At 31.6% G+C, this 12,987-nt stretch carries 9 protein-coding genes; 3 read left to right on the forward strand and 6 right to left on the reverse strand.

Annotation, left to right across the window (positions count from 1 at the left end; translation table 11 throughout):
• Nucleotides 1–13 precede the first annotated feature (13 nt).
• Nucleotides 14–832, forward strand: coding sequence for a DUF6503 family protein (locus tag WNY60_RS13980; protein WP_145000473.1), 819 nt, complete (start codon nucleotides 14–16; stop codon nucleotides 830–832).
• Nucleotides 833–945: 113 nt separating this feature from the next.
• Nucleotides 946–1,749 carry a DUF6503 family protein gene (locus WNY60_RS13985; protein WP_342862728.1) on the forward strand — a complete coding sequence of 268 codons (804 nt, stop codon included), beginning with the start codon at nucleotides 946–948 and terminating at the stop codon, nucleotides 1,747–1,749.
• 49 nt (nucleotides 1,750–1,798) lie between these two features.
• Here the strand turns inward: WNY60_RS13985 and WNY60_RS13990 are convergent, their stop codons facing one another.
• The 4 genes from WNY60_RS13990 to WNY60_RS14005 all read right to left on the reverse strand — a co-directional run bounded on the left by WNY60_RS13990 (nucleotide 1,799) and on the right by WNY60_RS14005 (nucleotide 7,815).
• Nucleotides 1,799–2,146, reverse strand: a complete 348-nt coding sequence (locus WNY60_RS13990) for a hypothetical protein (protein ID WP_145000469.1) — start codon at nucleotides 2,144–2,146, stop codon at nucleotides 1,799–1,801.
• Nucleotides 2,147–2,310: 164 nt separating this feature from the next.
• The gene (locus WNY60_RS13995) at nucleotides 2,311–3,603 is read right to left on the reverse strand and encodes an amidohydrolase family protein (protein ID WP_342862729.1); all 1,293 of its coding nucleotides are present in this window, start codon (nucleotides 3,601–3,603) and stop codon (nucleotides 2,311–2,313) included.
• 75 nt (nucleotides 3,604–3,678) lie between these two features.
• Nucleotides 3,679–6,663 carry an amidohydrolase family protein gene (locus WNY60_RS14000; RefSeq protein ID WP_342862731.1) on the reverse strand — a complete coding sequence of 995 codons (2,985 nt, stop codon included), beginning with the start codon at nucleotides 6,661–6,663 and terminating at the stop codon, nucleotides 3,679–3,681.
• Between the two features lie 84 nt (nucleotides 6,664–6,747).
• Nucleotides 6,748–7,815, reverse strand: coding sequence for a DUF3810 domain-containing protein (locus WNY60_RS14005; protein WP_342862733.1), 1,068 nt, complete (start codon nucleotides 7,813–7,815; stop codon nucleotides 6,748–6,750).
• A gap of 197 nt (nucleotides 7,816–8,012) precedes the next feature.
• Between WNY60_RS14005 and WNY60_RS14010 the strand changes: the two genes are divergently transcribed.
• Entirely contained in the window at nucleotides 8,013–9,473 is a 1,461-nt protein-coding gene (locus WNY60_RS14010) for an aminoacyl-histidine dipeptidase (RefSeq protein WP_342862734.1), read from the forward strand.
• Nucleotides 9,474–9,688: 215 nt separating this feature from the next.
• Here WNY60_RS14010 and WNY60_RS14015 read toward each other — a convergent pair whose 3' ends face one another.
• Together WNY60_RS14015 and WNY60_RS14020 are read right to left on the reverse strand one after the other, a co-directional pair.
• Nucleotides 9,689–10,699, reverse strand: coding sequence for a TlpA disulfide reductase family protein (locus tag WNY60_RS14015; protein ID WP_342862735.1), 1,011 nt, complete (start codon nucleotides 10,697–10,699; stop codon nucleotides 9,689–9,691).
• Nucleotides 10,700–11,147: 448 nt separating this feature from the next.
• Complete coding sequence (locus WNY60_RS14020) at nucleotides 11,148–12,731, reverse strand: hypothetical protein (protein WP_342862736.1); 1,584 nt, start codon at nucleotides 12,729–12,731, stop codon at nucleotides 11,148–11,150.
• Nucleotides 12,732–12,987: the final 256 nt, after the last annotated feature.

Consider the following 12,987-nt stretch of genomic DNA (forward strand, 5'->3'; position numbering starts at 1 on the left):
AACCATTATTTAAATGAGAAAAATACTTTACACATTATCACTAGGTTTATTTTTGTTTTCATGTAAATCTGAAACAAAAACCGAAACTCAAACTGTGACAAACGAAGCAGAAAAAGCACCTACAGAAAAAGCAGTTAAAGAGACTAACAAATATCCGGAAAATTTAACTAAAGTATTTAAGGCACATGGTGGTTTGGAGCTTTGGAAATCTATGCGATCTTTAGAGTATACGCAAGAGAAGCCTGATGGAAAAGAAGTTACAACTACAGATTTATACAATAGAAAAGCCTTATTAACATCTCAAAATTATGCTATTGGTTTTGATGGTCAAAAACCATGGTTATTAAATAAAACAGATAAAGAATATAAAGGTTATGATCCTAAATTTGGCTATAACTTAATGTTCTATTTTTATACTATGCCTTTTATTTTGTCTGACGACGGAATTAAATTTTCTGAAGCAGAAGCACTAACTTTTGAAGGTGTGACTTATCCAGGAATTAAAATTTCATACGATAATGGTGTAGGAGCAACACCTGAGGATATTTATGTATTATATTATAATGCTGAGACTTTTAAAATGGAATGGTTGGGTTACACAGTAAACTTTGTGCCAGGAATTGATACTAAAGAATTACATTTTAGACGTTATGGTGATTGGCAAGAAGTAAACGGTCTACTTTTGCCAAATACAATTACAGGTTATGGTTTTAAAAATGATAGGCCAACAACACCTAAAACGCCTAATGTTTTTACAGATGTAAAGTTGTCTACAACAGCACCAGATGCAGCAATGTTTGTTAAGCCAGAACAAGCTAATTTTGTAGACTAATTTAATTTATAAATTATATTAAAAAAGCTTCAGTGTAATACTGAGGCTTTTTTTTGTAATGAATGTAATAATTTACGACTTAACTTGCTACTCATAAATAAAACATATTATAAATGAAACAATTACTGTACACCTTATTTTTAGGATTAATGCTTTTTTCTTGTAAAAGTGAAGTTAAAAAAGAAACCATATCTGAAACTGATTATTCTAAAGAAACATTGGATGTAACGACTTCAATCTATCCAGAAAATATATCTAAAGTTTTTGAAGCTCATGGAGGTTTAGATAACTGGAACCAAATGCAATCTTTAGCTTTTACCATGACAAAGCCAACAGGTAAAGAAGTGACTACAGTTAATTTAAAATCTAGAGAATCTGTAATTACTACGCCAAATCACACGCTAGGTTTTGATGGTAAAGACGTTTGGTTGGATTCTAAAAATAAAGAGGAGTATCAAGGTAACCCTAAGTTTTATTATAACTTGATGTTTTATTTTCATACAATGCCATTTGTGTTAGCTGATAATGGGATTAATTATAAAGTAGCTAAACCTTTAAGCTTTGAAGGAGTGGAATATCCAGGAATAAAAATTAGTTATGATAATGGTGTAGGAGCATCTTCTGACGATGAGTATGTATTATATTATAATCCGACTACATTTAAAATGGAGTGGTTAGCTTACACTGTTACATTTAATAGTAAAGCTAAAAGCGAACAATGGTCGTTTATTAAATACAGTAATTGGCATACTATTGAAGGCATAGTATTACCAGAGACTTTAACATGGTATCTTGTTGAAGCTAATTTACCAGTTAAAAAACGAAACGATTTACAATTTACAAATGTTACTTTATCTAAGCAATCATTAGCTGCAAGTACATTTGCAAAGCCAGAAACTGCTGTTGTAGTGGAGTAGTATTTACAATTTTATAAAATAAAAAAGGCGACCCAAAGGGTCGCCTTTTTTAGTGTTTAATGTTTGGTATATTATTAAGTCTAGGATTTGGGAAATTACCAGTATACAAAATACGCTCTAGTTGTAAATCTAAATTTGGCTGATTAGCTATTTTTATATTGTTAAAAGATTTTCCAATATTATCTGGAACTATAAACAGCTGACCTTGTCTAATATCATCCATATAACTAATAACATAGGTGTTACCTACTATACTTTTAGTAATAGCGTCTAACTTATTATAAACAGTATTAAAATAATCGGCATTTATATTTAATGCTAGTACAGGTTCTAGTTTGTTTTGACTTAGACAAAATACACTAACAAGAGTAAATGATACTATTAATAACTGTTTCATAATGGTTTTTTTTATAGATTAAAATAAAAGACGTTATGACTTTGTCGTTGTTTTGAGTGTTGATTTTTAGTTAGTTAATGAAAGCTACTCGAAAAATTATAAAATTGTTTTTTTTTTTTTTTTGAGTAGCTTTCTAATTGTCCTTAAGGTTGTAATCCAGATTACTATTGTTTATACTTCTCAGAATAACGCTTGTACAATTCTGTTTGGTGTGTTTCTAAACTGATGTTACGACCTTGGATAAAGGCTTGATCCAATTTGTTTGTTCTCATATCCAAAGCATCACCTTGGCTAATAAATAATGTAGCGTCTTTTCCTACTTCTAATGAGCCTACTTTATCATCAACTCCTAATATTTTTGCTGTATTTAATGTAATTAAACTTAAAGCTTGTGCTTTAGATAAGCCATAAGCAACAGTAGTTCCAGCTAAAAACGGTAAATTTCTAGTGTTCATACGTTCCATATCTCCTGCATTTTCTAATCCAACTAAAATACCAGCATTTACTAATTGCGATGCTAATTTGTATGGTAAATCATAATCATGATCATCTCCATTTGGTCTAGAGTGCGTACGTTGTACTAATACAGGTATGTTGTTTTGTTTTAATAAATCAACAACATTATTTGCTTCATAACCACCAACAATAACTAAGTGTTTTATGTTTTCTGCTTTAGCAAAATTAATAGCATCTGTAATTCCTTTCTCGTTATCGACATGTACAAAAAGCTTTTTGCTACCATCCATTAACCCTTCTAAAGCTTCAAAAGGTAAATCTTTTGGAGATGTTTTATTAGCATTATAGGCTTTGCTCTGTGCAAAGTAATTGGTTAGCTCTTCTATCTCTTTAGCGTAATTTTTGTTTTCTTTTAAAACATTTGGTTCTCCTAACCACCAGCGACCTCTAGAGTAGGTACTTGGCCAATTTAAATGTATGCCATCATCAGTTTTAATAGCAGCATCTTCCCAGTTCCAAGCATCTAATTGTACAACACTTGATGTTCCAGAAATACGTCCTCCACGAGGTGTAATTTGAGCCATTAAAACACCATTTGGTCGCATAGATTCTACTACTTTAGATTCGGTGTTATAAGCAATAAGACTACGTATGTGTGGATTCATAGCGCCAACTTCGTCATCATCATTGGTAGCACGTACAGCGTCTACTTCGACCAAACCTAAAGTTGAGTTTGGTGCAATAAAACCAGGATAGACATGCTTACCTTTAGCATCAATGATTGTTCCCTTTCTTGCAATTTTTGTGTTGGCACTACCAACAAAAGTAATTGTACCGTTTTCAAACATTATTAAAGCATTTTCAATAACGTCACCATTTCCTAAATGTGCAGTGGCACCTTCAATAGTAATGGCTGTGGTTTGTTTATCTCCAGGCGTTTGTTGGGCAAAACTAATTACCGAAACACATAACGTTAGGATTAATATTTTAAATTTTCTCATGATTTATTATCGTTTTATTTCCGCTTAAGCGAAACATTTATGAGTGTATATTTTATATATGACTTTAGGTATTGACTAGTGTTGGTGGTCAATAGAATCGCAATGTAAAAGCTCTTTTTCTTTTTTCTCAATAGGTTTTGTTTTTAACCCTTTGTTTTTAGCTTGAAGCATTAGCATTGTTAATTCATTTTTCTCCTTTTTGATAGTCTCTCTAAGTTTAGCATCACGCTCTAAATCAAAATAAACTTTTCCTTCAATGATTGTTTTTTCCGCTTTAGCGTAAATAGACAACGGGTTATCACTCCATAGCACAACATCTGCATCTTTTCCAACTTTAATACTACCAACGCGATCGTCGATATGTAATAATTTAGCAGGATTTAAGGTTACAAACTTCCAAGCGTCTTCCTCGCTAATATCTCCATATTTCACAGATTTAGCAGCCTCTTGATTTAAACGTCTAGACATCTCTGCATCGTCACTATTTATAGCTACTAAAACACCAGCGTTGTGCATAATTGGTGCGTTAAAAGGGATAGCATCATTAACCTCGTACTTGTAAGCCCACCAGTCAGAGAATGTTGATCCTCCAACACCATGTTCTACCATTTTGTCTGCTACTTTGTATCCTTCTAAAATATGTGTGAATGTGTTGATTCTAAAGTTGAATTTTTCAGCAACCTTCATAAGCATATTAATTTCACTTTGCACGTAAGAGTGACAAGAGATAAAACGCTCTTTATTTAAAATTTCGGCAATAGTCTCTAGCTCTAAGTCTTTACGGTAAGGTTTACCGCTTTTCTTTAAAGCATCATACTCTTGTGCACGTTGGAAATAGTCTGTAAACACTTGTTCAACACCCATTCTAGTTTGCGGAAAACGGGTTCTTGCATTGTCTCCCCAATTGGCTTGTTTTACATTTTCTCCTAAAGCAAATTTGATAAATTTAGGACTGTTTTGGTAGACTAAATTATCGGCTTTTTCTCCCCATTTTAATTTAATGATTGCTGATCGTCCTCCAATTGGATTGGCAGATCCATGTAAAATCTGGATACTAGTAACACCTCCAGCAAGGTTGCGGTAAATATCTACATCTTCAGCATCCAAAACATCTTCAATAGTAACTTCGGCAGTACTGTTGTGTCCTGCTTCGTTAACACTTTCTGTTGCAATATGCGAGTGCTCGTCAATAATTCCAGACGTTAAATGTTTGTTGGTTCCGTCTATAACAGTCGCATTACCAGCATTTAAATTAGTACCGATTTTTGCAATCTTTCCGTTTTTAATTAAAACGTCTGTATTTTTAACAATACCATCTTCCTCATTAGTCCAAACCGTTACGTTTTTAAACAATAACGTTTCTTGCTTAGGTAAACTTTCCATACCGTAAGCCATGTTTGGATAGGTTACAGGATAAATTTTAGGAGCTACTTCATCATTGTCTTCCGTTTTATCCTTGTCTTTTTTGTCATCTTCTTTAACTTTTTTATTGGCTAAAAAAGTCCCTTCGTTACCATTAGGGTAATATAATTTACCGCTTAACATGTTTGGGTTGGTCACGTTTGTTACCACTCTAATAAATTCTTTTTTTGTACTATCTGCAGCAGCAAAGGTTAATTGCATCCAATTATCACTAAAGCTTATTTTAGAACCATATTCTTTTGTACTTGTTTTAACCTTAGATTTTAGTTTTTCAATTTCGCCAGAAATTTCTAACTCGTAATCCGTATTATCAAAATTAAAGGTGTAACTACCACGTAAATCTGTAGTATTCATTGCTACTAATTCATCTTTAATACCAGTTACCCAGTTTTCGTAAATAGTCGTTTCTTTATCAAAAACGTCACCAGACGTTATTAAAAAGTTAGCATAAGCACCTGATTTTAAATGTCCAAGCTCTGTTGATTTACCAATAATTCCGGCAGGCACAGTTGTTAAAGCTTCTAAAGCTTTTGTTTTATCTAAACCATATTCAATAGCCTTTAAAATATTAGGCATTAATGATTTTGACTCTTTTAATTTATGTGTTGTTAATGCAAACTGAATATTGTTTTCGGCTAAAATTTTAGGATTAGCAGGACTTTGGTTCCATGCTTTTAAATCTTCAAGACTAACAGATTGTGCCAATAGTGGATCTTCCATATCATATGCATCCGGAAAGTCTAATGGTAAAATAAATTTAGCATTGGTGTTTTTAATGTCACTAATAAGCTCATACTCATCACCACCACCAACAAATACATATTGGATACCAAATTGGTCACCTAATTTGTCAAAACGTAACGCATTTATTTTTTTGCCAGCATCAAAAAACTGAACCAGATTTTTGTTAGCAATGTAAGCTTCTAAAGCACGATCTCTTTCTTTAATATTTCCTTTAGCGTACCAATCTGCATCATGGTTTACTTGTCGTAATAACGCCATAGTACCCATTAATGATGTTGGATACGCCTGTCTAGAAGTTTTGCTTTTTGATGTTCCAGAAAATTGTCCAACTTTGTCGTCCAATAATCTAGTAGCATCACTACCAGAAGCTGCTAATGTTACTAAAACACCAGTACCTTGGATTATACCATCATCAATATGCGAGGTTACAACACCAAAACCAGCTTTACGTAATTCTTCAGCTTTTTTGCTATCAAATTCAAAATGGTCTATTGCATTTTGGTCAGGTCTAATATGGTCATTCCAATAAAAACCTTCGCGATTAGCGTCATATTGCGGACTTCTGTTATTTCCAGAAGCGCTACTAGGTGTTTTTATACCAAAATCTGTATAAATATCAATAAAGGATGGATAAATAGATTTACCAGTTACATCAATAACAACAGCGTTTTTTGGGATAGTAATAGCAGCTCCAGAAGAGACAACTTTACCATCTTTAATGAGTAAGGTTCCGTTTTCAATAACTTGATTAGGAGTGACGTAAATTTTAGCGTTTGTTAATGCTGTGTAATTAGACGTGTTGGTTTTTACACCATCGTTTTTAGGAACATACTCTTGTGCAAAAGAAAAATAACTGCACAACAGCAGGCTTAATGCTGCCCATTTTTTAATCATTGGTTGATAGTTTAAGGTTGATAAACACTAAAGATACGCATTAGCCAATATGCCAAACAACACCCAATTAGGATTTTAACGTTTTTATAAGATTTTATCTTCCAAATAATTAACCAATAAAGCCACCACATAGCTATAGCTATCCATACCTTTGGCTTGGTTGTTAGCTTTTAGGTAAGACGTGTAAGTAGATCTAAAAATTGGTTCCAACGGGTTTTTGTAATCATTCCAAAAGTCTCTAACCTCTTGATAGTTTTTTAAAATACCTATATTAATCGTTGGTAATAATTTATAATATAAATCAGGATCACGTCTAAAAATTTCACCTAGACAATGCCTTAAACCAAAGGTGTAACCCGAATATTTAAAGTAGATATTAGTATTGCTAATAGTCGCTAAAAAGCCAATAAAATTAGCCTCATTTTCTTTAGCGTAACCCAATTGGTGCGCTACTTCATGTGCAGCAGTGGTCGGAAATTTGTACACAGGAATCATATCATCCACCTGAGCCTCATTGGTTAATGGATTAAGATAACCACTAAAACCCATGTACGTTAATGGGTAACTAAATAATGACTTTTTTAAACTTTTAGGATGGTATTCCAAATGCGGAAAATCAGTTTTTAAAGCCTCATAACTTTTAGGCGTTAATGCTAAAATTTCGGATTTAGTAAATGGTAAATCGACCTTCAAACTATCATTTTTAGTAATCTCTAGATGTATGGAATTTGATTTTTCAATCAAGTTTTTAGTCACAGTAACTAATTGCTCAGTAGTGTAATCATCCTCTAAATTTAAATTTTTATGCAAAGGATTTCGGTAATAATTAAAACCCCAAAATAAATGAAACGCTATAAAAATAATACTAACAGCAGCAAACACATCAATTAGCCAATGGACAGTATCTTTCCAGATGCGTTTTACATTTAAAATTAGCCAACGGAAAATAAAAATAATACTAAAAGCATATAAAAAATCGCCAAAACTAAAAGGTAACCAACCCAAAGTATACCTAAATAATTTAGAAATAAAAGGATATAAACCATTACTATACACAACCTCGATTGTGTCCGGAAATTTAGCCACAACTTTCACCAATATATACATAGGTATAATCAGTAGGGCAATCCACAGTTTTTTGTTTTTTAGCATGACTCAAAAATAATTAAAAATTGGGACCAATCACTTAGGTTTATTTAAAAGGTTTCTACCTGCTGTCCGTTATATCTTTTTTTGCAAAAAAGGATGCCACTACCATCAGGAGTAGCGACTAATGTTATTTCTAACTTAAAAAGGTGTCTAAATGCATCTGCAATTTGTACTTTTGTAATTCAATAAAAACTATACAAATGAGTCAAGACGTTAGAGCTTTAGAGCCAAAAGCATTATGGAATAAATTCGCAGATTTAAACGCAGTACCAAGACCTTCAAAAAAGGAGGAGCGTGTGATTAAATTTATGAAAGACTTTGGTACCAATTTAGGTTTAGAAGTTATAGAAGATGAGGTTGGAAATGTGATTATCAAAAAACCAGCAACTGCAGGAATGGAAGATCGTGTGACTATTGTAATGCAATCGCATTTAGATATGGTACACCAAAAAAATGCAGATACCGATTTTGATTTTGACACACAAGGGATCCAAATGGTAGTGGAAGGTGACTGGGTAAAAGCAAAAGGAACAACCCTTGGTGCAGATAACGGTTTAGGAGTAGCAACCATTATGGCACTTCTTGAAAGTACAGACATACCACATCCAGCAATTGAAGCCTTGTTTACAATTGACGAAGAAACTGGTATGACAGGAGCAATGGGATTAAAAGGTGGTTTGTTAACTGGCGGAATCTTGTTAAACCTAGATACGGAAGAAGATGACGAGATTGGTGTTGGTTGTGCAGGAGGTATTGATGTTACAGCAACAAGAACGTACGAGCAAGAAGAAACTCCTGAATTTAAAATAGGATTTGAAGTAAAAGTAAAAGGCTTACAAGGTGGACACTCAGGTATGCAAATACACGAAGGTTTAGGTAATGCCAATAAATTAATGAACCGTTTATTATTTGATGGCTTTGAAAACTTTGGTTTACGAATCTCAGAAATTGATGGTGGAAGTTTACGTAACGCTATTCCAAGAGAAAGTAGAGCAGTAGTTGCAATAGATGCGATACACGAAGCTGCTTTTATTAGCGAAATGGAAGAGCTAGGTAACACTATTAAAACCGAACTTAAAACTATGGAGCCTGATTTGGTGATTGAAGTTTCTAAAACTGAAACTCCTGAATTAATTATGGACCTTGGTGTACAAGAAGGATTAACACGTGCTATATATGCAGCAGTAAATGGTGTGTATCGTATGAGTGCTGATATACCTGAATTGGTAGAAACATCTAATAATATTGCACGTGTAATTGTTAAGGATGGTCAAGTAAAAATAGGATGTTTAACGCGTAGCTCTGTAGAAAGTAGTAAAATGGACTTAGCAAATACGTTGCGTGCTGCATTTGAGCTTACAGGTTGTGAGGTTGAGCTTTCTGGAGATTATCCAGGATGGACACCAAACATGGATAGCTCGATATTAAAAGTGTTAGATAATTTATACCAAAAATTAAATGGCGAAAAAGCACATATTGCTGCTTGTCACGCTGGTTTAGAATGTGGTATTTTAGGTCAAAATTATCCAGATATGGAAATGATTAGTTTTGGACCAAACATTAAAGGCGCACATAGTCCTGACGAGCGTGCGCAAATATCGTCTGCTCAAAAATACTGGAACTTTGTATTAGAGATTTTAAAGGAGATTCCTAAAAAGTAATCTTTTTAAGTAGTATTATATAAAATAGAAAAAGCACAATCTTAGGATTGTGCTTTTTTATATGATTTATTAATGTTCGTTTAACGCTTTCGGCTATGAGTAGTTGCGTGGTTTAGCGATTAACTTAACAGTACACACCAAGTTGGAAATTCCGCAGGAATTTCCAAAGTAGGCAAGAACAAGCAATTACTTATAGCCATTGTTAGGCACAGTTTTTATTTTATTTCCAATTTAGTCTTTATATCAGATAATGAGTTTGTGTAAACAACTACATTGTTTTCTTTATCAAGCAGAATGTAGGTCGGGAATATTCGGATTTCTAAACTGTTTGTGAGACTATTTTCTTCTTTCTCTAAATAATTTGTCCAAGGAAGGTTCTTTGTTTTTAAATATTTTTTCCAAGTTTCAATTCTACTACCTTGGTCACTTGACAAACTCACAATTTTAGTTTTTTTATCTTTAAAACTATTTGATATTTCTTTGATTTCGATATGGTCTTTGATACAAGGTGGACAAGCTGTGTGCCAAAAATCCAGTAAAACATAATCGTTGTTTTCGATTAATATTTCACTTTCTTTGTTGTTTTTGTCTAAAAATTTATATTCGGTTATGTTAATATTACCACTATTCAATTTTGATTTTAGCGTCTTAATTAATAATCCAGAAGTGTAATGATTTTTTAAGCTTTGAGGTTGAGAATTTATAATTCCCGATAATTGTGAAAGAACTTCTCGATTATTTTGATTTTTAAATAGAATATTTAATCCAATCATATATGAAAAAGGATTATCAATGTTTTTATTTAATTGTTCAAATAAAAATTTGCTTATTTCTTCATCAGTTGCATTTGCTGAAATTAGATTTTCAAATCCTTTTTTATAATCGGCAGTTTTATTAAAAATTTCAGAACCCTTTACGTTAATTCTTACTACTTGAGATTGTAGTGATAAATCTACTTTTAAATTCCCTTTGTCAAACCAAACTCTTTCTTTGTATAAAGAATCGTTGGTTTTGATATTAAAAAAATATTCTTCAGTTAATTCATTATTAAAGTTCAATTTAGTGTTTTCTGAAAAGTCGTATGAGATGTTTCCTCTGAAATTTTGAAAAACAATTGATTCAATTTTTTCATCTGATACGATTTCGATTGATAGATTTAAAGCATTTTCCTGACTGAACAGAAAGTTAGCAAAGATTAATGCTATTAGTTTTATAGTGATTTTCATTTCGGTTTTGGTTTTAATTGTGCCTAAAGTATAGCGAATATGATTGCGTTTCAATGAATTATATTCGAAGTTAAACGAATTTAGTTGAAAAAAATGACAAAGTCAAATTTGCAATTAATGCAGTATCAGAATAAAGGTTAAGATAAAGTTGATTAATACACGCAAATATTTTCTGCTCAAAAATACTGGAACTTTATAATGTAGATTTTAAATGAGATTACTAAAAAGTAATCTTTTTAAGTAGTATTATATAAAATAGAAAAAGCACAATCTTAGGATTGTGCTTTTTTATGTGATTTATTAATGTTCGTTTAACGCTTTCGGCTATGAGTAGTTGCGTGGTTTAGCACTTAACTTTGCAAGTACTTACTAGGCTGAAAATACACACGGATTTTTAGAAGTAGGCGAGAACAAGTAATTACTTATAGCCATTGTTGTACATAGTTTTTTAATTTGCTATTTCCTTCTTGAATGCAAAATAAGCAGAAGAGCCCGAAAAGTTGTCAATATTCCAAAATTGATGCTCATAAACTCCAATAACTGAAATGTAATCTAAAGTTTTATTCTTGAAAGCCTCTACAAGAACATCTGGTAATTTAAATCCCATATACCTATTAAAGTGTTCTTTATCTAAATCGTATATTCTCTCTTCAAATTTTTGATAATAAAAATATATTTCATTATCCTTCGGTTTTGCTTGAGACCTTAATTCTTTTAATAATTTTAAATTTTCAGAAAGAAACACTTTGTGTGTAATACTATTTATTTCTTTTATGCATAAATGAACTTCATTATATTTTGGATGCTTTATACAATTGTTTTTTACCAAAAAGTTTTTATCATTAGCAGACTCTTTGTAATCAATTAGATTTTTATTCTCTGCGATGGTGTTTTGTTCCGACGTTTTTTTATTTTTTTCTTTTAAATAATAGAATGGGTTTTCTGATTCATTAGAGAATAGTTCCTTCTTTCCACCATTACAATCGTCAATATCAATCATTTTACTTTCAAAATTAAAGCGACTACTTAAAAATAGAAAAGGATCAAATTCTTCTTTTGTTCTTTGTAAGTAGGTGTCTTTACAATCAGTATTATCATCAAAATTTAAGATTTGATATAACTTTGAACCATCATAGTTAAATACTTCCCATTTTCCTGTTTTAAAACCATCTTTGTAAAAAGATTTAAGTATCAATTTACCATCTCTGTAGACTTTCCATTCTTCTATTCCATTTTTAAGTTTCATAGAACTACTAAACTTACTATTGTTAGTTGTTCTTAAAGATATTGATTCAAATGAAATAACTTTTCCCATATCGAATAATCCTTTAGTCATTATATTTCCATTCCTATCGTACTCAATTAGTTCACCATCAACAAGTCCTTCTTTAATTGTATATTCTTTTCTTAATTCGCCTTCATAATAATAGTCGAAGCATTTACCATTTTGAATACCATCCTTTGCACTTCCTTTATTAAAAAGAGTTTCATTACTATTGTAGAACTCATAAGCTCCATCAATCACTCCATTTTTGTAATTAACTTTAAACTCCAATTGGTTGGGACTTCTATATTTATTGTGTAGTCCATTAATTTGGTTTTTAGAAAAAACAGCTTGATTACTTATTTCTCCAGTAGGAAAAAATTCTGTATATAGTCCTTCTAATTTACCATTTTCATAAGTTTCTGTACTCTTTATTTTTCCATTTAAATAGTATGTTATGAGTTTACCATTTAGAGTATTATTTTTGAAGTTTCCTTTTTGTGTTACAATTCCATTTTCATTATACCAAATAGCTTCTCCTTCTAGTATAAGAGGCTCTTTAGCAGTGCTAGAAACACCATCAAATTGCAACTTATCATCCATTAAATAATCTTTTACAATAAATTTGTTATTAGAAGGGTGAATTTGCCTATAATAAATCGCATTCATTTTATCAGTTTCCTTCCAATCTTTATCAAAGTAGATAGTTTGTTGGCTATAGATATTTGTACTTATTATTAAGAGTAGAATCGTTATTAATCTTATCATTTTATTCTGTTATTTTATTTGTGTACAAAGTATAGCGAATATGATTCCGTTTCAATAAATTATATTCGAAGTTAAACGAATTTAGATGAAAAAAATGATAAAGTCAAATTTGCAATTAATGCAGCATCACAATAAAGGTTAAAATAAGGTTGATTAATACACGCAAATATCTTCTGCTCAAAATACTGGAACTTTGTATTAGAGATTTTAAAGGAGATTCCTAAAAAGTAATCGTTTTAAGTAGTATTATATAAAA

The sequence above is a fragment of the Olleya sp. AS48 genome, from assembly GCF_038900355.1.
GTDB lineage: Bacteria > Bacteroidota > Bacteroidia > Flavobacteriales > Flavobacteriaceae > Olleya.

Coding starts and splice junctions, on each gene's coding strand:
- WNY60_RS13980 (WP_145000473.1), top strand. CDS start 14: ATGAGAAAAATACTTTACACATTATCACTAGGTTTATTTTTGTTTTCA.
- WNY60_RS13985 (WP_342862728.1), top strand. CDS start 946: ATGAAACAATTACTGTACACCTTATTTTTAGGATTAATGCTTTTTTCT.
- WNY60_RS13990 (WP_145000469.1), bottom strand. CDS start 2,146: ATGAAACAGTTATTAATAGTATCATTTACTCTTGTTAGTGTATTTTGT.
- WNY60_RS13995 (WP_342862729.1), bottom strand. CDS start 3,603: ATGAGAAAATTTAAAATATTAATCCTAACGTTATGTGTTTCGGTAATT.
- WNY60_RS14000 (WP_342862731.1), bottom strand. CDS start 6,663: ATGATTAAAAAATGGGCAGCATTAAGCCTGCTGTTGTGCAGTTATTTT.
- WNY60_RS14005 (WP_342862733.1), bottom strand. CDS start 7,815: ATGCTAAAAAACAAAAAACTGTGGATTGCCCTACTGATTATACCTATG.
- WNY60_RS14010 (WP_342862734.1), top strand. CDS start 8,013: ATGAGTCAAGACGTTAGAGCTTTAGAGCCAAAAGCATTATGGAATAAA.
- WNY60_RS14015 (WP_342862735.1), bottom strand. CDS start 10,699: ATGAAAATCACTATAAAACTAATAGCATTAATCTTTGCTAACTTTCTG.
- WNY60_RS14020 (WP_342862736.1), bottom strand. CDS start 12,731: ATGATAAGATTAATAACGATTCTACTCTTAATAATAAGTACAAATATC.